Source organism: Pseudaestuariivita sp. (genome assembly GCF_052825805.1).
In genome coordinates this window covers 133,073-151,263 of sequence record NZ_JBRBVB010000001.1, presented here as the reverse complement: position 1 = coordinate 151,263, position 18,191 = coordinate 133,073, and the positions used below count along the sequence as shown (strand labels likewise).

18 protein-coding genes are annotated in these 18,191 nt (G+C 66.5%); 8 read left to right on the top strand and 10 right to left on the bottom strand.

Annotated features, from left to right (window positions below):
• Window positions 1–47: 47 nt before the first annotated feature.
• The 4 genes from ACU0B3_RS00755 to pdxR all read right to left on the bottom strand — a co-directional run bounded on the left by ACU0B3_RS00755 (window position 48) and on the right by pdxR (window position 6,401).
• Window positions 48–1,223, bottom strand: a complete 1,176-nt coding sequence (locus tag ACU0B3_RS00755) for an acetyl-CoA C-acyltransferase (RefSeq protein ID WP_446258891.1) — start codon at window positions 1,221–1,223, stop codon at window positions 48–50.
• Between the two features lie 96 nt (window positions 1,224–1,319).
• Window positions 1,320–3,545, bottom strand: a complete 2,226-nt coding sequence (locus ACU0B3_RS00750) for a TRAP transporter permease (protein WP_446258890.1) — start codon at window positions 3,543–3,545, stop codon at window positions 1,320–1,322.
• Window positions 3,546–3,808: 263 nt separating this feature from the next.
• Window positions 3,809–4,813: a TAXI family TRAP transporter solute-binding subunit gene (locus ACU0B3_RS00745; RefSeq protein ID WP_446258889.1), complete on the bottom strand. Its 1,005-nt coding sequence runs from the start codon at window positions 4,811–4,813 to the stop codon at window positions 3,809–3,811.
• A 121-nt stretch (window positions 4,814–4,934) separates the two neighbouring features.
• Window positions 4,935–6,401, bottom strand: coding sequence for a MocR-like pyridoxine biosynthesis transcription factor PdxR (gene pdxR, locus ACU0B3_RS00740; RefSeq protein WP_446258888.1), 1,467 nt, complete (start codon window positions 6,399–6,401; stop codon window positions 4,935–4,937).
• A gap of 133 nt (window positions 6,402–6,534) precedes the next feature.
• On the opposite strand from pdxR, the gene ACU0B3_RS00735 reads away from it, so the two are divergent.
• Window positions 6,535–6,879: an antibiotic biosynthesis monooxygenase family protein gene (locus ACU0B3_RS00735; protein ID WP_446258887.1), complete on the top strand. Its 345-nt coding sequence runs from the start codon at window positions 6,535–6,537 to the stop codon at window positions 6,877–6,879.
• Between the two features lie 19 nt (window positions 6,880–6,898).
• On the opposite strand, the gene ACU0B3_RS00730 is transcribed toward ACU0B3_RS00735, so the two are convergent.
• Both ACU0B3_RS00730 and ACU0B3_RS00725 read right to left on the bottom strand, forming a co-directional pair.
• The gene (locus tag ACU0B3_RS00730; RefSeq protein ID WP_446258886.1) at window positions 6,899–7,861 is read right to left on the bottom strand and encodes an acetyl-CoA carboxylase carboxyltransferase subunit alpha; all 963 of its coding nucleotides are present in this window, start codon (window positions 7,859–7,861) and stop codon (window positions 6,899–6,901) included.
• Between the two features lie 56 nt (window positions 7,862–7,917).
• A complete protein-coding gene (locus ACU0B3_RS00725; RefSeq protein WP_446258885.1) occupies window positions 7,918–8,529 on the bottom strand; it encodes a LysE family translocator in 612 nt (203 codons plus the stop codon).
• Window positions 8,530–8,601: 72 nt separating this feature from the next.
• On the opposite strand from ACU0B3_RS00725, the gene ACU0B3_RS00720 reads away from it, so the two are divergent.
• Window positions 8,602–9,054, top strand: a complete 453-nt coding sequence (locus ACU0B3_RS00720) for an Lrp/AsnC family transcriptional regulator (RefSeq protein WP_446258884.1) — start codon at window positions 8,602–8,604, stop codon at window positions 9,052–9,054.
• A gap of 19 nt (window positions 9,055–9,073) precedes the next feature.
• On the opposite strand, the gene ACU0B3_RS00715 is transcribed toward ACU0B3_RS00720, so the two are convergent.
• Together ACU0B3_RS00715 and ACU0B3_RS00710 are read right to left on the bottom strand one after the other, a co-directional pair.
• Window positions 9,074–10,252: a LytS/YhcK type 5TM receptor domain-containing protein gene (locus ACU0B3_RS00715; protein WP_446258883.1), complete on the bottom strand. Its 1,179-nt coding sequence runs from the start codon at window positions 10,250–10,252 to the stop codon at window positions 9,074–9,076.
• 101 nt (window positions 10,253–10,353) lie between these two features.
• The gene (locus tag ACU0B3_RS00710; protein WP_446258882.1) at window positions 10,354–11,313 is read right to left on the bottom strand and encodes an L-malyl-CoA/beta-methylmalyl-CoA lyase; all 960 of its coding nucleotides are present in this window, start codon (window positions 11,311–11,313) and stop codon (window positions 10,354–10,356) included.
• A 273-nt stretch (window positions 11,314–11,586) separates the two neighbouring features.
• On the opposite strand from ACU0B3_RS00710, the gene dgcN reads away from it, so the two are divergent.
• The 6 genes from dgcN (at window position 11,587) to ACU0B3_RS00680 (ending at window position 16,789) form a co-directional block, all read left to right on the top strand.
• Complete coding sequence (gene dgcN, locus ACU0B3_RS00705) at window positions 11,587–12,582, top strand: N-acetyltransferase DgcN (RefSeq protein ID WP_446258881.1); 996 nt, start codon at window positions 11,587–11,589, stop codon at window positions 12,580–12,582.
• 131 nt (window positions 12,583–12,713) lie between these two features.
• Complete coding sequence (gene dgcA / locus ACU0B3_RS00700; protein WP_446258880.1) at window positions 12,714–13,679, top strand: N-acetyl-D-Glu racemase DgcA; 966 nt, start codon at window positions 12,714–12,716, stop codon at window positions 13,677–13,679.
• Between the two features lie 4 nt (window positions 13,680–13,683).
• A complete protein-coding gene (locus ACU0B3_RS00695; protein ID WP_446258879.1) occupies window positions 13,684–14,307 on the top strand; it encodes an exonuclease in 624 nt (207 codons plus the stop codon).
• Window positions 14,304–14,900 (top strand): cysteine hydrolase family protein, encoded by a 597-nt coding sequence (locus ACU0B3_RS00690; RefSeq protein WP_446258878.1) that lies wholly within the window; start codon window positions 14,304–14,306, stop codon window positions 14,898–14,900. Before ACU0B3_RS00695 ends, ACU0B3_RS00690 begins: the two co-directional genes overlap by 4 nt.
• A 33-nt stretch (window positions 14,901–14,933) precedes the next feature.
• On the top strand, window positions 14,934–15,794 hold the full coding sequence (locus tag ACU0B3_RS00685; RefSeq protein WP_446258877.1) for a D-amino-acid transaminase: 861 nt from the start codon (window positions 14,934–14,936) through the stop codon (window positions 15,792–15,794).
• Between the two features lie 5 nt (window positions 15,795–15,799).
• Entirely contained in the window at window positions 15,800–16,789 is a 990-nt protein-coding gene (locus tag ACU0B3_RS00680) for a hypothetical protein (protein WP_446258876.1), read from the top strand.
• A 266-nt stretch (window positions 16,790–17,055) separates the two neighbouring features.
• On the opposite strand, the gene ACU0B3_RS00675 is transcribed toward ACU0B3_RS00680, so the two are convergent.
• Both ACU0B3_RS00675 and ACU0B3_RS00670 read right to left on the bottom strand, forming a co-directional pair.
• Window positions 17,056–17,391, bottom strand: coding sequence for a DUF1244 domain-containing protein (locus ACU0B3_RS00675; protein ID WP_446258875.1), 336 nt, complete (start codon window positions 17,389–17,391; stop codon window positions 17,056–17,058).
• A 28-nt stretch (window positions 17,392–17,419) separates the two neighbouring features.
• The gene (locus ACU0B3_RS00670; RefSeq protein ID WP_446258874.1) at window positions 17,420–18,163 is read right to left on the bottom strand and encodes an N-formylglutamate amidohydrolase; all 744 of its coding nucleotides are present in this window, start codon (window positions 18,161–18,163) and stop codon (window positions 17,420–17,422) included.
• Between the last annotated feature and the right edge of the window lie 28 nt (window positions 18,164–18,191).

Below are 18,191 nucleotides of genomic sequence, written 5' to 3'. Positions count from 1 at the left end.
CGTGTGCTATGACTTAAGCGAAATGAACCAGACCTAAGCTCACCCCGTCAGTAAATCTCGAAAAGCCCCGCCGCGCCCATGCCGCCGCCGATGCACATGGTGACGACGCCACGTTTGGCGCCGCGCCGGTGTCCCTCGCGCAGCAGGTGGCCGACCATCCGCGCGCCGGTCATGCCGAAGGGGTGGCCGATCGCGATCGAGCCGCCGTTCACGTTGCAGACCTCGTCATCGATCCCCAGCCGGTCGCGGCAGTAAAGCGCCTGGGAGGCGAAGGCTTCGTTGATCTCCCAAAGGTCGATGTCGTCCACGGTCAGGCCATGGCGATCAAGGAGGCGCGGGACCGCAAAGACCGGGCCGATGCCCATCTCTTCTGGCCCGCAGCCTGCGACGGCAAAGCCCTTGAAGGCACCCATAGGCGTGAGGCCGGCCTTCTCTGCTTCCGCGGCTTCCATCAGGACGACGGCCGCCGCGCCATCGGAGAGCTGCGAGGCATTGCCTGCGGTGATGTACTTGCCGTCCCCACGCACCGGCTCGAGCGAGGCAAGCCCGTCGAGAGTGGTATTCGGGCGGTTGCACTCGTCGCGGGTGAGCGTGACCTCGTGCATCGAGACCTCGCCGCTCTCCTTGTCCTTGACCGCCATGACCGTGTCCATCGGCACGATCTCGTCCGCAAAGAGCCCGGCCTCCTGCGCCGCCGCAATGCGCTGCTGGGAGCGCAGACCGTAGGCGTCCTGCGCCTCCCGGCTGACGCCATAACGCTCGGCGACGAGGTCCGCCGTGTCGATCATCTGCATGTAGGCTTCGGGCCGGTGCTCGGCGAGCCACGGCTCCTGGTAGGCGGAGACGTCGGGCTTGACCATCGAGATGCTCTCGACACCCCCAGCGACCATCGGGCCCGCGCCCTCGGACGTGATCTGCTGCGCGGCGAGCGCGATGGATTGCAGGCCGGACGAGCAGTAGCGGTTGACCGTCATGCCGCAGGCCGTGTCGGGCAGTCCCGCGCGCAATGCGATCTGGCGGGCGACATTCTGGCCGGTCACGCCCTCGGGGAAGCCGCAGCCGATGATCACGTCTTCGATCTGGCCCGTATCGATGCCTGCTCGGTCGACGGCGGCCTTGACCGCATGCGCGCCCATGGTGGCGCCGTGGGTCTGGTTGAGCGAGCCCCGGAAGGACTTGGCGAGACCCGTGCGGGCGGCGGAGACGATGACGGCTTCTTTCATGGGGCACTCCTGAGTTTGGCGCACCCGATCACGCGGGCGATGCGGGGGCAAGCGCGCCGCTGCGTCAGACGGGTGGGATGGGTGCAAGCACCCATCCTACGGAGTGGCGGACTTTGTAGGATGGGTGCTCGCACCCATCCCCCGGCGCGAGAGCACGATCACCGCCAGCACCAGCGCCGCCCCGATCAGGTTGGCCGTCCAGTTCAGCGCCCAGTAGCTGCCCACCGCCCCGCAGATCAGCAGCGGATAGTGCCACGCCTTGAGTGGACCCTCGGCGTACATCTGAATGAGCGCGTTGGTGGCGTAGATGCCAAAGAGGCCGAACACGCCGATTTGCAGCACCTCGGCGAAGCTGCCTGAGATCAGCGGTGTGTAGGCGAACATGAGCGGCACGATGTAGAGGCCCTTTGCGATCTTCCACGATTGAAAGCCGGTCGCCATGGGCTTGGAACCCGCAATGCCAGCGGCGGCAAAGGCGGCAAGGCAGACGGGCGGCGTAACGTTGCTGTCCTGGCTCAGCCAGAAGATGATCAGATGCGCGGTCAGCAGGAATGTCGCCTGCAGCGCCGGGTCGACGAGCACAGGGCGGATTGTCACGGCCAGTTCGAAGGGGATCGCGCGCATGAGCGCCACCGCCTCCTCCCGCGTCATCCCTTCGGCCACTTTGAGCGCGTGCGGCGAGTCGACCAGCATGAACATCGCCGACTGCACCGGGTCCGTCAGCCCGTCCATCAACGCCTGCACGATGATGCCATCCGCGAGGATGCCCGCCAGCGCGGGAGCGGTAAGAATGGCTAGGATGATGTAGGCGGCGGTCACCGGCAGCCCCATGCCGAGCACCAGCGACGCCAGCCCGATCAGCAGGATCGCGAGCACCAGCGAGCCCTGCGACCACTGCGCGATCATCAGCGAAAACCCGTTGCCCACGCCCGAGGTCACGATGGCATTGTTCATGATCCCGATGGCCACCAGCAGCACGCCCGTCAGGATCGACGAGCGGATGCCCATCATGGTCGCTTCGGCGATCTTGGAGGGCCCCATGTTGACCGGTGCGAATGTGCCGGTGCCGACGAGCTTGCTCAGAAGCGTCGCACCCCAGCTGACAACGATCAGCGTCGCGATGGCCCAACTCGCCGCGTAGGACGGGGTCACGCCGGACATCAGAAGCCAGATCATCACCGCCAGCGGCAGCACGAAGGCGAGCCCGCCCGACAGCATCTTCCCCCGGTCGACCTCAAGGCTGATGCCCTCGCCGACGTTGTGCTTGATCGCCTCGATGCGCACGATGAACGCCACCGACAGGAAATAGAGGAACGCCGGTACAATCGAGACGGTCACGATCGTCGCGTAGGGGATCGAGGTGTAGGAGGCCATGACAAAGGCGCCCGCGCCCATGATCGGCGGCATGAGCTGCCCGCCGGTGGAGGCGGCTGCCTCGACGCCGGCCGCAAACTTGGGGCGAAACCCGTTGGACTTCATCAAAGGGATCGTGATCACGCCGGTCGAGGCCGTGTTGGCGATGGCCGAGCCGCTGATCGTGCCTGTGAGGGCGCTCGAGAGCACGGCGACAAAGGCGGCACCGCCGCGGATGCGCCCGGCCACGACCTTGGATAGCTCGATGACAAAGTCAGCGGCGCCCGAGGCGACGAGAAATCCGCCAAAGATCATAAAGAGCGTAATGTTGGTCGAGGAGATCGTCGCGAGGATGCCGAACATCCCTTCGTCGTTGAAGAGCGTGCGAAAGAGCACGTCGTTGGCCGGCAGTGCCGCCGCGCGAAAGACGCCGGGCAAGTAGCTGCCGAGAAACAGGATGTAGCTGAGCGAGATGATGATGAGGATCGGGATCACCCAGCCCGAAACACGTTTCGACAGGTCCAAAGCGGCAAAGATCAGCACCAGCCCGGCGATCACGTCCATCGTGCGGAATTGCCAAGAGAGGCCGGTCTGCGCGAGCGTACGTTCATAAAGCCCGGTCTCAGCCCCCGCGATCCACAATGCGGACAACGCGACCAGCAGCCCGTAGGCGATGTCGACGGCGATCCCGCGCGGCGTATCCGCCGCCTTGCCCCAGGGCGAGTAGATCACGCTGGCAAAGAATGCGAACCCTGCAAAGTGGATCGCGTTCTGCCACATGCCCGGCTCGGTCAGGTAGACGTTGGTCAGCACGTGCCAGGCGCCAAAGGCGATGGCGAGCGCGGCGATGGCCAGGCGCAGCGGGCTTTCGGTCACGCCGTCGAGCGTCAGCCAGCGTTCGCGCCGCGCGGCCATCATGGCGGCCACGTCTTCGGGGATGCCGTCTGGGAGGTCGGGGTTTTGAGTCATTGATCCGTCCGGGCAGTGCCTATGGGCAGGAGCCCCGGCGCGGGACAAGGCGAAGCCGCCGCGCCAGAGACGACGCGCCCCCACGCGGCGGCTCTTCGTCCAAGCTCTTGATACAGAACGAGCGGCGCGCGCCGGTTGCAGGGATAAAGCGCGCCGCTCAAAGGTCGCGGAGCCACCGCGCGCGCCGTCTCTGGCGCAGCTACCCGGATGGCCCGATGCAGATGCCTCCCGGCGGCAAGCGCCTACCGGGAGGACACGCTGCTTTACTCGGCCATCAGGCGCTCAGGGATCTCCAGACCCACTTCCTTGTAGTAGCGCGCAGCACCCGGGTGCAGCGGCACTGGCAGACCGGCCATCGCCTTTTCCACCGCCATCGCCTTGGTCGCGGGGTGGATCGCCTGCAGGAACGGCAGGTTCTCGTACATCGTCTTGGTCACCTGGTAGACGTGCTCTTCATCCACCGAGGCGTTCACGGCGAGGAAGTTCGGCTGCGCGATGGTCATCACGTCCTCGTCCTGGCCAGGGTAGGTGCCTGCTTCGATGGTGTACGGCACCCAGAGGTTGCGCCCGCCGTCCATCGCGGCCAGCTGCTCTTCGGTGACGTTGAGCAGGGTGAAGTCATCGCCGTTCGACGCCATCAGACGCGTGATCGCGCCGGTCGGGGGGCCTGCCGGGAAGCCGCCGCCCACCGCCTGGCCGTTGGCCATCGCGTCCGCGGACGGGCCGTAGCCCGCAAAGACCAGCTCGTAGTCGCTGTCCATGTCCACGCCGAGGCCAGACATCAGCACGCGGTTCGAGCCGATCGTGCCGGAGTTCTGACGGCCCATCGCCATCGGCTGGCCCTTGGCGGCCATCAGGTCCGACACGGTGCCGGTGTCAACAAGGTCATTCGACAGCACGAACTGCTCGACGTTCTGCCAGAGCATCGTGACCGAGCGCAGGTTCTCCTGCGGCTCCGTCACCGGGCCGGTGCCCGTCGCGGCGTAGGAGCCGAAGAGGCCCTGAAGGATGGCGAAATCCGCCGTGCCGGCACCCAGCGCCTGCACGTTGGCGCCCGAGCCTGCCGAGTTGACGGCGGTCAGCGAGAACTTCTGTTTCGGCAGCAGCTTGACCTTGGTCAACGTCGAGATCGCTGTGCCCACGGGGTGATAGGTGCCGCCCGTCGAGGCGGTGTTGAGCACGTAGTCGGCGTCTTGCGCCATCGCGCCACCGGCAAAGGTCACGGACGTCGCGACCACGCCTGCGGCGAGGGACTTAAGAAATGTCATTTTTATCCTCCCAGATCGTCAGAGACCGTCTCCCGGCCTCCATCGCCGCATAGGGTAGCGTTCTCGCGCCCCGGCTTCCACAAAGAATTGCGGGTGCGCGGGACCGCGCGCCGCCGGACGCTCAAGATGTGTGCGCCTCGATCGCCCGCCCGATCCGCGCGATCCCCTCGGGGATCCGGTCTTCGGGGATCGAGGAATAGGCGATCCGGTAGTACTGGCCCGGCTGCTCGGGCCCGTCAAAGAAGGGCGCGCCCGGCTCGATCAGCACGTCCTGCTGCGCCAGCGTCTGTGCCAGCTCGCGTGTGTCGAGGCTGCCGGGCGCGCGCATCCAGAAGGACGAGCCGCCATGCGCTGCCGTCCCTGCGATGGTCAGCCCGTGCTCGGCAATCGCCTCCTCCATCACGCGGCGGCGGGCGTGATAGACCCGCGCCATCTTGCGGATCAGCGCGTCGTAGTGGCCAAGGCTCAGGAACTGCGCCGCCGTGCGCTGGATCAGGCCGGGAGGGTGGCGCAGGATGCTCGCGCGCAGCGCCCGCGCCTCGGCGATAAAGGGCGCGGAGCCCACCAGATAGCCCAGCCTCAGCCCGGGAAAGAGCGATTTGGAGAACGAGCCGACATGGATCACGCGCCCTTCGTCGTCGAGCGATTTCAGTGCGGGCGAGGGCGGGTGGAGGAAGGCCATCTCGAACTCGTAATCGTCCTCGATCACCAGCGCGCCGAGATCGCGCGCCCGCTCGAGGAGCGTCTGCCGCCGCTCGACAGGCATCGTCGCCGAGGTCGGGCAATGGTGGCTGGGCGTGGTAAAGATCAGCTTGGTCCCGTCCGGGATCTGGTCAGGCGGCAGCCCGTCGCGATCTACCGGAACAGGCGTCACCCGCGCGCCCGCCTGCCGCAGGATATCGCGCAGGGCGAAATACGACGGGTCCTCGATCACCGACGGACGGTCCGGCGTCAGCAGCACCTGCGTTGCGAGCCAAAGCGCGTTCTGCGCGCCAAGCGTGATCAGCACCTGGTCGGGGCTGGCCAGGATTCCCCGCCGCGGCAGCGTGTGGCGCAGCACGAACTGCACCAGCTCCGGGTCGTCCTGGTCGTAATAATCGGTCGTCATCGCCGCAAAGTTGCGCACGCCGAGCGCCTGCATCGCACATTGCCGCCAGTTGGCGTGGTCAAAGAGCGACGGATCGGTCTGCCCGTAGATGAACGAATAGGTGAACGCCTGCCAGTTTTGCGGCTTTTGCGGGGTCGCCCCGCCGGTGAAACGCCGCCCCAGCGCGCCCTGCCAGTCGATCGTGTCCGGCGCCGCCGTCGTCTGCGCAAAGGCGGGCGGGTCCGGCGCGTTCTCGGACACGAAATAGCCTGACCGCCCCTTGGAGGTCAGGTAGTCGTTCGCCAAAAGCTCGTTGTAGGCCAGCGTCACAGTGATCCGGCTGACGCCCAGATGCGCCGCCAGCTTGCGCGACGAGGGCAGCTTCTCTCCCCGGCGGAACCGCCCGGACAGGATGCCCTGCGCGACCATCTGCTGGATGCGCGCCTGCAGCGTGCCCTTGGACGCCGGGTCCAGCATCAGAGAGTCCACGGGGATCACCATGACGCTCGCTTAACTGGTCTTACGGATGCGGTAAACTGGCTTTACCGCCTTTACGCCGAAAGGCCGCGTTACGCTTGCCATCCCGCCTTGGCTCGCGAACACTGCGCCAGCCAGCCACCGAGGGGAGCCCGCGATGATCGCTGTGATATTCGAAGTGCAGCCCGGCGAGGGCAAGGTGGACGGCTACCTCGACATGGCGGCCAAGATGCGCCCGCTCGCCGAGGCGGTGCCGGGCTTTATCTCCGTCGAGCGGTTTCAGAGCCTCACCACGCCCGGCAAGCTTCTGTCGCTGTCCTTTTGGGAAAACGAGGCCGCGCTCGACGCCTGGCGCAACCTGCCAGAGCACCGCGGTGCGCAAAAGGCAGGGCGCGAGGTGATGTTTGCCGGCTATCACCTCCGTATCGCGGGCGTCATCCGTGACTACGGCATGTTCGACCGCGACGAGGCGCCCGCGGACAGCCGCGCCGCGCACGGCTGACGCCCGGCGGGCCGGCAGATCAGGCCGCCAGCCCCTTGCTGCCGAGGTCCAGATACTTGCGCCGCCGGCTCGCGATCAGCTTCTTGCGATCCTTGCCAGCCAGCCCGTCAACCATCTCCGCCAGCGCCTTGCCCACGGAGGCCATGGTCGCGCCCGGATCGCGGTGTGCACCCCCGAGTGGCTCGGAGATGATCCGATCACACACGCCCAGCTGCTTGAGATCCTGCGCGGTCAGGCGCAGCGCCTCGGCGGCCTCGCGCATCTTCTCGGCGTCCTTCCACAGGATCGACGCGCAGCCCTCCGGCGAGATCACCGAATAGACCGAGTGCTCGAGCATCGCGACCTCGTTGGCCGTCGCGAACGCCACCGCCCCGCCGGAGCCGCCCTCGCCGATCACCACTGTGATCAGCGGCACGCCGATAGTCAGGCACGCCTCGGTCGAGCGCGCGATGGCCTCGGACTGGCCGCGCTCCTCGGCGCCCTTGCCGGGGTAGGCGCCGGGCGTGTCGACAAGCGTGATCACCGGCAGTCCGAACCGGTCCGCCATCTGCATCAGCCGGATCGCCTTGCGGTAACCTTCGGGGCGCGCCATGCCGAAATTGCGCTCGATCCGGCTCTTGGTGTCGTTGCCCTTTTCGTGGCCGATCACCATCACCGGACGCCCCTCGAGCCGCGCCAGCCCACCCATCACCGCGTGATCGTCGGCAAAGTTGCGGTCGCCGGCGAGCGGGGTGAACTCGGTAAAAAGTGCGTCGATATAATCGCGCGTGTGCGGGCGCTCGGGATGGCGCGCGACCTGGCACTTCCGCCAGGGCGTTAGCTTGCCATAGAGCTCCTTGAGCATCTCGAACGCCTTGCCGTCCAGCGCTTCGGCCTCGGCCTCAACGTCCATCTCGGCGTTTTCCCGCGCGAGCGCGCGCAGCTCCTCGGCCTTGCCTTCGATCTCTGCGAGCGGCTTTTCGAAATCCAAATACTGGGTCATGGGGTCCTGCGCATCGTGTTGACGGGGTATATGACGACGCGCGCGGGCTTGTGCAACTAGCTCGGGGGCGTCAGCCACGGCGCAACGGTCGGCCAGAGCGACGCGACGAGCAGCGCTGCCATCGTCCAGTTGAACGCCACGCGTCGCCAGTCCGAGGTCAGCACGCGCTGCATCTGCTGGCCAAGCAGCGTCCAGGACGACACCGACGGCAGGTTGATCGCGCCAAAGATGAGCCCCACCAGCGCAATCGCCGCCAGGCTGCGGTCCGGCGCATAAAGCGTGATCGCAGTGACCGCCATCGTCCACGCCTTGGGGTTCACCCACTGGAACGCCGCCGCCTGCAGAAAGGTGAACGGCCGCCCGTCGCTCTCTGCGCCCTCGGGCGCCGCGGCACGCGCGATCTTCCACGCCAGCCACAACAGGTAGAGGACGGACCCCGCCGCCAGTGCCGCGTAGCTCGCCGGAAACCGGTCAAAGACCTGCACCAGCCCTGCGCCGACCAGCAGCACCATGAACACGAACCCAAGGCCCACGCCCAGCATGTGCGGAATGGTCCGGCGGAAGCCGAAGTTGGCACCCGACGCCATCAGCATCAGGTTGTTCGGCCCCGGCGTGATCGACGAGACAAAGGCGAAGGAGGCCAGCGGCCAGAACAGCTCAAACATCATGCGCGCAATCTGGCAGGTCTCTGGCGGCCATTGGTTGCGAATTGCAGCGCAGATCGCGTAGCCTCGCAACTTATGAGCGCTCTTGACGACATCGACCAACATATATTGCGCGTGCTGTCGTCCGATGGGCGGATCAGCAACCTCGCGCTGGCGGACCGTGTGGGGCTCTCCCCCTCGGCGTGCCTGCGCCGCGTGCAAGAGCTGGAACGGTCGGGTGTGCTGCAGGGCTTTCGGGCGGTGCTGAACCGCGACAAGCTCGGGCTGGGGTTTCTGGCCTACATCACCGTCGGCCTCAACCTGCACACCAAGGCCGCGCAGGAGGCGTTCGAAAAGGCGATGCGCCGCGCGCCGGAGGTGGTCGAGTGCCACAACATCACCGGCGCGGTGGAGTACCTCTTGCGGGTGGAGGTGGCAGATCTCGCGGCCTACAAGCTCTTTCACACCGAGGTGCTCGGCACCCTCCCGCAAGTCCACGCGATCACGTCCTACGTGGTGATGGGCTCTCCCAAGGACGACCGCGCCTGATGGCGAGGACGCAGCAAGCCTAGCGCGTGTCCATCATCAGGTCGGCCTGCGCAAAGAGGCGGCGTTCGACGGCGTCGATCCGGCCCATCGCGTCGCACCCGACCGGGATGGCCTTGGTCACCGCGCGCCGCTTTGGCTGTCGTGAGGCGATCTTGCCCTCGCGTCCGTTCAAGTAGCCCAGGAAACCCGGCAGCGATTCGGGCAGGACGTCCATCCGCTTGATAACCGTGCTCACGCCGATCTTGATCGTCACGCGGCCACCAAGCGCCACATCCAGCCCCCCGGCAGAGGCGTCAAGCCGCGCTGCCACATCGGGCTTTGCGAGATCCTCCTGCGTCAGGGGGATGAGGATACCGGTCCGCGTGTCACTCGCGGCGAGGTGGCCCAGCGTCAGCTCGCCCTCCAGCCGTTTGCGCAGCGCGCCCAGCGCCAGCCCGAACCCGTCCTGTCCCCAGAGACCGCGCACCCAGGCGCCGTGCCGCACCTTGACCACCGCGATCCCGGCCACCTGCCCGCCCCGGTCCGCCGAGCGCATGTACCGCAGCTCGCGCAGCAGCACTTGCGGCAACAGCAGGCCACTCGCCGGATCCGTGCGCATCGCCTCGCGGGCATACGCCTCTTCATCCAGCCGCACGCGTTCGCGGTCGAGCAACAGGCCAACCACGGTGACCGAGATGAGATTGAGCACGATCACAAGCGGCGCCGCGACGGTAAAGAACCAGATCGCCGGCGCTGTGGGCAGCATCAGCCCCGCAAGCAGGTGCAGGTTCACGCAGCCCGCCAGCGTCGCGATCCGCAGAACACCGCGCCGCCCGACGTGGCGAGTGGCTTCCGCCCAGAGGAACCCGACAAGCCCGGCGATGAGAATGGCGATGACACCGGCGCTGGCGCCCATCCCTCCGATCGAGAGCCGTGCGGCAATTGCGATGCCGACGCACAAAAGCAGACCGCGCACACCGAGAAACGCTCCCGCGAGGGCAACCGGCACGTTGCGCATGTCGACGATGACACCTTCGTAAGGTGAGAGCGGCATGGACATCTGCACGGCGGCGCACAGCCCGAAAAGGACACCGAGGCAAACGCGCGCCTGCGCCTCGCTGCGCAGCACGCGCCGGATGCCGCCATAACTCGCGGCCAGCATGGCCACCACCGCAAGCGCCCCGATAAAGTCGCGCAAAGTCTCGAAACTGTAAGTCATGCTGCCCCCACGGCGTTGTGCGGGGGCACCATGGCGCGCGCAGGCTTAAGGGCGCCTTAACAGCTCAAATGCTGCGCAGTTTGGCGCTGTGCCTCCTGGCCTTACTTGCCGGCGATGCGGTCCGACTGGCCCACGATCACTTCGGCCTGCCGGATCGAGGCGATGTCGACGAGGCGCCCCTTGTAGACGGTTGCACCGGCGCCGGACGCCTTGGCCTCTTCCATCGCGGCGAGGATCTCGCGCGCCTCGGCAACAGCCTCCTCGGAGGGGGTGAAGACTTCGTTCGCAAGCGCCACCTGCTTGGGGTGGATCGCCCATTTGCCGACCATCCCGAGCGTGGCGGAGCGCAGCGCTTGTGCACGGAATCCTTCGTCGTCGGAGAAGTCGCCGAAGGGGCCGTCAACCGGCAGGACGCCGTGCGTGCGGCAGGCCGCGACGATGGCGGTTTGCGCCCAGTGCCAGGGGTCGGACCAATGCTTTTCGCCGCCGCGCAGCATGTAGTAGTTCTCTTGCGTCCCGCCGATGCCGGTGGTCGCCATGCCCATGGAGGCGGCGAAATCCGCGGCGCCGAGGCTCATCGCGACGAGGCGGGGCGAGCTGGCGGCAATTTCCTCGACATGGGCGATGCCGGCAGCGCTTTCGATGATGACCTCGAGCGTGATCGGCTTGGTCCGGCCCGTGGCAGCTTCGGCGGCGGTGACAAGCGCGTCGACCGCGTAGACGTCCGCCGCGCAGCCGACCTTGGGGATCATGATCTGGTCCAGCTGGTCGCCGGCTTGTTCCATCAAATCAACGACATCGCGGTACCAATAGGGCGTGTCGAGCCCGTTGATGCGCACGCTGAGCGTCTTGCCCTGCCAGTCCACGTCGCGGGTGGCGGCGATGATGTTCTCGCGCGCTTCCGGCTTGTCATCGGGCGCCACGCTGTCTTCGAGATCGAGGTTGATCACGTCCGCTGCCGAGGCGGCCATCTTCTCAAAGATCGCGGGCCGCGAGCCGGGGCCGAAGAGCTGGCAGCGGTTGAGGCGCTCGGGGGCGGGCGGTTGCAGGCGGAAGGACATGGCGGCTCCAGTGCGCAAGAAAATTTCAGAACGGGTCGGCCTTCGGTTAAGAAATTGCGCGGATTGGATCAAGTCCATTTTGCATCCGCAGAAAGAGGGAATTGGCGCAAGGCATCTGTGCGATTGCCGCCTTCAGAGATGATTACTTGCTAGAATGATGAGTTTTGCGCATGAATATCCCGCACAATGGGAAATTCGCAGCGCATGTTTGCGAGGATTTTGCGGCAGGCGCGCGGTACGCTGCGCGCGACTCGTTTTGCTGTGGAGGCTGCCATGATCCAGACGCCCTATCTTCTTTTCCTCGGTGACGCGCCGGACCAGCTTGCGGCGAAGGTGGCGCAGGGCATCAAGGACTGGCGCCCGGAGAACGTCGTGGGCCAGCTGCGCCTGCCGGGCTGCGGCGCGGATGTGAAGGTCGCCGACAAGACGCTGCAGGAGGCGTGGGACGCTGGCGCGCGCACGCTTGTGATCGGCGTGGCGAACCGGGGTGGCATCATTTCCGACAAGTGGAAGGCCGTGCTGATCGAGGCGCTCGAGATGGGGTACGATCTGGCGTCGGGCCTGCACAATCTCTTGCGCGACGAGCCGGAGCTGGTGAAGGCGGCGGCCGCGCATGGCCGGACGCTGCACGATGTGCGTGTGCCGTCGGTCGCCTATCCGATCGCCAACGGGAAGAAACGGACGGGCAAGCGTTGTCTCGCCGTCGGCACGGATTGCTCGGTCGGGAAGATGTACACGGCGATGTGCATGGACGCCGAGATGCGGGCGCGCGGGCTCAAGTCGACCTTCCGCGCGACGGGGCAGACGGGTATCCTCGTCACCGGCTCGGGCGTGCCGCTCGATGCAGTGATCGCGGATTTCATGGCGGGCTCGGTCGAGTGGCTGACGCCGGACAACGACGCCGATCACTGGGATCACATCGAGGGTCAGGGTAGCCTCTTTCACGTATCGTATTCGGGGGTGACGATGGCGCTGGTCCACGGCGGGCAACCAGATGCGCTGATCCTCAGCCACGAGCCGACGCGGGCGCATATGCGTGGGCTGCCGGAGTATCAGCAGCCATCGCTCGAAGAGCTGCGCGACGTGGCGTTGCAGATGGCGCGCGTGGCCAACCCGGCGTGCGAGGTCGTGGGCATTTCGATCAACACGCAGCACATGGGCGAGGACGAGGCGCTGGCCTATTGCCGCGAGGTCGAGGAGCGGATGGGTCTGCCGACGGTCGATCCTTTCCGCCACGGCGCGGGCCGTCTGGTCGACGCGCTTTTGTAGATTGTGCGGCTGCGCCGCGCTGGTTTTCGGCGCGGGGTGGCGTAGGCTGCACAAGACTTGGCTTGCGCTGAGCTTCTGGCGTCCGTTGGAGCCTTCGGCGAGAGTTTATTTTGGAAGATGAAGGAGCGGGCATGCAGGTTGCCGTAACGCGGGATGTCTTTCGGCTGGCGCAGGTGTTCACCATTTCGCGGGGGTCCCGGACGGAGGCGCAGGTGCTGACGGTGCGTCTGACCGATGGCGCGGTGTCCGGCTGGGGTGAGTGCGTGCCGTATGCGCGGTACGGCGAGACGCTCGAGTCGGTGACGGCGGAGATCGAGGGTTTGCCAGAGGTCTTTGAGCGGGCTTCGGTGCAGGAGCTTTTGCCGGCAGGCGCGGCGCGCAATGCGGTGGATTGTGCGCTGTGGGATCTCGAGTGCAAGCGGGCAGGCAAGCGGGCTTGGGAGCTGGCGGGGTTGCCGGTTCCGGGGCCGGAGGTGACGGCCTATACCTTGTCGCTGGACACGCCCGAAGAGATGCGCGCGCAGGCGGCGGAGCATGCGCATCGTCCGCTGCTCAAGATCAAGCTTGGCACGCCGGATGACATGCCGCGACTGGAGGCGGTGCGGGCCGGTGCGCCGGATGCGCGGATCATCGTGGACGCGAACGAGGGGTGGTCGGCAGAGCTCTATGCCGATCTTGCGCCGCATCTGGTTCGGCTTGGCGTGGCTTTGGTGGAGCAGCCTTTGCCCGCCGGGGAGGACGAGGCGCTGATCGGGATGGCACGCCCGGTGCCGGTGTGCGCCGACGAAAGTTGCCATGATCGGGCGTCGCTGCCGGGGCTGAAGGGCAAGTACGATGTGGTCAACATCAAGCTCGACAAGACGGGGGGGCTGACGGAGGCGCTTGCCTTGAGGGAGGCGGCGTTGGCCGAAGGGTACGATGTCATGGTCGGTTGCATGGTCGGCTCGTCGCTGGCAATGGCACCGGCGACTTTGCTGGCGCAGGGGGCGGTGGTGACGGATCTCGATGGGCCGCTTTTGCTGGCGGAGGATCGGGGCGTGCCGCTGAGATTCGATGCAGCGGGCGTGCATCCGCCGGAGGCGGCGCTGTGGGGGTAGTCTTGTGGGGATAGTCCTGCTCGATACCGAGTTTCTGGTGTCCCCGGGCGCGCCGCAGCGGTTCTGGAACGGGCCGCGGGATCCGGATCCGCTGGTGGCCGAGATTGGTGCCGTGCGGCTGTCGGATGACGCGCCTTTTGGTGAGGTGGATCATTTGCGGGTCGTGGTTGCGCCGGTGGATCGGTATGGCGATCCCGTGCCGCCGGATGCGCTCTTTACCCGGCTGACCGGGCTGACGGCGGAGGACGTGGCGGCGGGGGTGAGCTTGGCCGCGGCGCTCGACCAGCTGTCGGATTTTGCGGGCAATGATCTGATCTGGTCGTGGGGCAAGGACGAGCTGAACCTCGTGGGGGTGAGCTGCGCGATGGCGGGCATCGTCTCGCCCGTGCCGCCGCGCCAGTTCGCCAATTTCTGCACGCTGACGCTGCGCGCGGGGATGCCGTATGACGATCTGATCGCGCTGCGCAGCCCGGGTCTGCCCGGGTACTATGGATTGCCGGATGACGACTTGACGGCGCATTCCGCGCTGGGCGATGCGCGGGCATTGGCGCGCGTGGCGACGCATTTGCTGGCCGATGGACGGCTTGAGGTGGAGGACTTTGCCCGGGCGCGGGGAGAGACGGCATGATCGTCGGACGCGCGGCGCTGCTCGTGATCGACATCCAAGCGTCGACGTTTCTAGACGACAGTGCCAGTGACGAGCGCGCGATCCCGAACATGGCCGGCTACCGCGACCGGATGCTTAAGGCGCGGAAGGTGATCGACCTCTGCCGCGGGGCGGGCATTCCGCCGATCTTTGTCCAAGAGGTGCACCGGCCGGACGGGATCGATTTTGGTCGTGAGCTGGACGGGGCTGAGACCGAGCATTGCCTCGAGGACCAGCCGGGTACAGCGCTGGCCGTGGCTGAGATGGGCGTGCGTCCGAGCGATTATGTCGTGCCGAAGCGGCGGTACTCGGCCTTCTTCGGGACGGACCTCGAAATCCTGCTCAAGGGGCTCAAGGTCGAGACGCTCTTGATGGTGGGCGGGCTGACGGATGTCTGCGTGCACTACACGTTTGTTGACGCGCATCAGCACGACTACCGCGCGCGGGTGATCGAAGACGCCGTCGCCGGATCGAGCGAATCCGCGCATACCGCCGCGCTGACGGCGATGGAGTACTTGCAGACCGGCGCGCGGCAGAGCATGGCTGGCCTGCGCACCGCGCTGAGCCGCACCTAACACACGCCAAACCACGTCAAGGAGGCACCTGACATGACCCGCACCGTATACCTGAACGGCAGCTACATGGCCGAGCACGAGGCGACTGTCTCGATCTTTGATCGGGGATTCCTGATGGCGGACGGCGTCTACGAGGTGACAAGCGTGCTGGGCGGCAAGCTCATCGACTTTGACGGGCACTATAAGCGGCTCGAGCGGTCGCTGGGCGAGTTGGAGATGGCGAACCCGACGAATTACGACGACCTTCTGGAGGTCCACCGCGAGTTGGTGCGCGTGAACGAGATCGACGAGGGGATGATCTACCTGCAGGTGACGCGCGGCAATCCGGGCGACCGGGACTTTGCCTTTCCCCCCGAGGAGACAGTGCCGACGATCGTGCTCTTTACCCAGTCGAAGCCCGGGCTTGCCAATTCGCCGGCGGCGCAAAAGGGGCTCAAGATCATCTCGATCGAGGATCAGCGCTGGGCGCGGCGCGACATCAAGACGGTGCAGCTGCTCTACCCGAGCCTCGGGAAGATGGCGGCCAAGAAGGCCGGTGCCGACGATGCCTGGATGATCGAGGAAGGGTTCGTGACCGAAGGGACCTCGAACAACGCCTACATCGTGAAGGGCAACACGATCATCACGCGGGCGCTGTCGAACGACATCCTGCACGGGATCACGCGCGCGGCGGTCCTGCGGTTTGCCGAAGAGGCGCAGATGCAGGTGGAGGAGCGCAACTTCACCATCGACGAGGCGCGCGCGGCGGATGAGGCGTTTGTGACTTCGGCCTCGACCTTTGTGATGCCGGTGGTGGAGATCGACGGGCAGGCTGTCGGTGCAGGCACGCCGGGCGCAGTGTCGAGACGGCTGCGCGAGATTTACCTCGAGGAGAGCCTGAAGGCGGCGATCTGAGCGGGATGCGGCTCTGGCTGATCGCGGCGGTCCTGCTGGCGCTCGCCTTTGGGGGCTGGCGCCTGTGGGAGGCTGATCAGGCCGCGCGGCAGGCCGCGATGACGCAGGCAGTGGCAGAGGCCGTGGCCGGCACGCGCCACTCTGTCCTCGCCGAGGTCGACGGGTGGGACGTCACCTTGCGCGGGACGTTCGACACGGTGGCCGAGGCGGACGCAGTGCGCGCGCGGGTGGCGGCGGTGCCGGATGTGGCGCTGATCGTGGATGCAGCCGATGTCCTGCCGCGTGGTGATCCCTATGTGGCCGAGTTGCGACGCACGGATGAGGGGGTCGCGATCACCGGGATGGTGACGGACCTTGCCACGCGGGACGCGCTCGCCGGGCTCTTTGGAGAGCCCGTCTCGCTCGAGCAGCGCGGCGGTGCGCCGGAGGGGTGGGATGCCGCATTGCTGGCCGCCTCCGAGATGCTGCCGTCGCTCGAACATGGCGTGATCCGCATGCAGGGTGCTTCGGTCAGCGTGTCGGGCCGGGTGCCGGGACCAGAAGATCGTGCGCGGCTCGCGCGGCTTTTGGCGGACTTGCCGGAGGGGTTTTCGGGGACGCAAAACGTGGAGTTGGCCGACGACGGGCGGCCAATATCGCTGACGGCGGCCTTTGACGGCACCCGCGTGACGCTCACCGGGAAGGTGCCGCAGGAGGTGCTGCAGCTGCTCACCGACGACGCGCGCGCTTTGGGAGACGTGACGGGCACGCTCGCGCCGAGCCGGCTTGCCTACGACGCCGCGCTTTGGCCGGCGATTGGGCGGGTGGGACTCGAGATGCTGGCGCTTCTTGAGGAAGGCGCGTTGGCGGTGGCGGGCAACGTGGTGAATGTGTCGGGGCTTGCGACTGCGGAGGCAGCGTTGCGGTTGGATGAGCTGCGGCGCTCTTTGCCTTCTGACGCCGTTGCGCGGCTGTCGCTGGAGGTGGCGCCTTTGGTGGGGCCGGAATTGGAGTGAAAGTGGGGCGGAACGACTGAGCCTTAAGGATATTCGCTTAGAACGAAGCCCTTGCCTGACGTTTACGTCAGGCCGCGCCGACCCGCCCCCGTCAAACCGAAGGTTTGCCTTCGGCAAAACGGGCGGCGCGATTGCGCCACCCCGCGGGACGGCGCGTGCAAAAATGCTTCGCTCTATTCAAATCAACCGGTGGTTCGCCGGCGGAAGGAAAAGAACCCGCCCCGGACTTGATCCGGGGCCTCTGTGAGCAATTGGGCGAGGCGAACTCACTCCCCGCCGTCGCCGTCCCCATCGTCCCCGCCATGCGCCAAAGCCGCCTCACGCTCGAAGCGCTTTTTCTGCTCGGAAGAAGCGTCGGTCTGGTATTTGGCCTTCCACTCCTCGAAGGGCATGCCGTAGAACATCTCGCGGCCTTCCATCTTGTCCATCTCGATGCCGCGCTCGGCGGCGGCCTCCTGCATCCAGCGGCCAAGGCAATTCCGGCAGAAGCCCGACTGGTTCATCATGTCGATGTTCTGCACGTCGGTGCGGTCTTCCATCAGGTGCTGTTGCAGGCGGCGAAAGGCGGCGGCTTCGATCTCGATCCGGGTCTGGGCGTCCATGGCGGGTCTCCTTGCAGGGGCGTGGGCTCTATCTGAGCGCGGCATCCGCGAGAGGCAAGGCCGCCGCGAGCATCGGTGCCAGTCGGTCGGCCCACGCCCGTTGCTGCTCGGGCGTCGCGATGACGTCCTGGCGCAACTCGAGCAGCACGTTCTGACGGCCCGGGATCAGCGCGTGGCGGTGCATCGCATCGCCCGGGAGGTGGCCGACATAAGGCTCGTTGTCACCGACGCAGAGGTCTGGTTCATCGTACAAAGCTGCGAGCAAAGGATCGGCGAGACGCCGGTCCCAGGCCGAGAGGATCCCGATTTCCCAGGGGCGCGGCGGGCGGCTTTTGAGCTGAGGGGTGAAGCTGTGGACGGAAATCAGCGCGGTGTCTGGGCGCCGTCCGGCGAGATCGGCCAGCGCGTCGTGATAAGGATCGTAGCAGAGCGCGCGACGTGCCGCGATGTCGGCTTCGGTGGCATGACGATTGCCGGGAATGAGCGTGCCGTCATAAAGCCTCATTACAAGCGTCGGATCGTCCTCGCCCCGGTTCGGGTCGATCACCAACCGCGAAAAGTTGGAGGAGATCACGGGCGCGTCGAGCGCGACGCCAAGCGCGCGGGAGAGCCCCAGTGCGCCGGGATCATAGGAGATATGCCGCGCCATCTCGGCCTCTGGCAGGCCAAGGTCGCCCACCGCCTCCGGCACCACATTGGTGGCGTGATCGCAGGTCACGAGCCAGCGCGCTGGGCGGTCCGCACCCTCTATATGGAATGGCTGGTACGTCATGTCGTTCGCGCGCCTTGCAAAGGAATGC

Excerpts from the sequence above, each read along its gene's own strand:
- ACU0B3_RS00725 (WP_446258885.1), bottom strand. The coding sequence starts at position 8,529 with ATGATGTTTGAGCTGTTCTGGCCGCTGGCCTCCTTCGCCTTTGTCTCG.
- ACU0B3_RS00670 (WP_446258874.1), bottom strand. The coding sequence starts at position 18,163 with ATGACGTACCAGCCATTCCATATAGAGGGTGCGGACCGCCCAGCGCGC.
- ACU0B3_RS00735 (WP_446258887.1), top strand. The coding sequence starts at position 6,535 with ATGATCGCTGTGATATTCGAAGTGCAGCCCGGCGAGGGCAAGGTGGAC.
- ACU0B3_RS00680 (WP_446258876.1), top strand. The coding sequence starts at position 15,800 with ATGCGGCTCTGGCTGATCGCGGCGGTCCTGCTGGCGCTCGCCTTTGGG.
- ACU0B3_RS00710 (WP_446258882.1), bottom strand. The coding sequence starts at position 11,313 with ATGTCCTTCCGCCTGCAACCGCCCGCCCCCGAGCGCCTCAACCGCTGC.
- ACU0B3_RS00745 (WP_446258889.1), bottom strand. The coding sequence starts at position 4,813 with ATGACATTTCTTAAGTCCCTCGCCGCAGGCGTGGTCGCGACGTCCGTG.
- ACU0B3_RS00715 (WP_446258883.1), bottom strand. The coding sequence starts at position 10,252 with ATGACTTACAGTTTCGAGACTTTGCGCGACTTTATCGGGGCGCTTGCG.
- dgcN (WP_446258881.1), top strand. The coding sequence starts at position 11,587 with ATGATCCAGACGCCCTATCTTCTTTTCCTCGGTGACGCGCCGGACCAG.
- ACU0B3_RS00685 (WP_446258877.1), top strand. The coding sequence starts at position 14,934 with ATGACCCGCACCGTATACCTGAACGGCAGCTACATGGCCGAGCACGAG.
- dgcA (WP_446258880.1), top strand. The coding sequence starts at position 12,714 with ATGCAGGTTGCCGTAACGCGGGATGTCTTTCGGCTGGCGCAGGTGTTC.
- ACU0B3_RS00730 (WP_446258886.1), bottom strand. The coding sequence starts at position 7,861 with ATGACCCAGTATTTGGATTTCGAAAAGCCGCTCGCAGAGATCGAAGGC.
- ACU0B3_RS00720 (WP_446258884.1), top strand. The coding sequence starts at position 8,602 with ATGAGCGCTCTTGACGACATCGACCAACATATATTGCGCGTGCTGTCG.
- ACU0B3_RS00755 (WP_446258891.1), bottom strand. The coding sequence starts at position 1,223 with ATGAAAGAAGCCGTCATCGTCTCCGCCGCCCGCACGGGTCTCGCCAAG.
- ACU0B3_RS00750 (WP_446258890.1), bottom strand. The coding sequence starts at position 3,545 with ATGACTCAAAACCCCGACCTCCCAGACGGCATCCCCGAAGACGTGGCC.
- ACU0B3_RS00675 (WP_446258875.1), bottom strand. The coding sequence starts at position 17,391 with ATGGACGCCCAGACCCGGATCGAGATCGAAGCCGCCGCCTTTCGCCGC.
- pdxR (WP_446258888.1), bottom strand. The coding sequence starts at position 6,401 with ATGGTGATCCCCGTGGACTCTCTGATGCTGGACCCGGCGTCCAAGGGC.
- ACU0B3_RS00690 (WP_446258878.1), top strand. The coding sequence starts at position 14,304 with ATGATCGTCGGACGCGCGGCGCTGCTCGTGATCGACATCCAAGCGTCG.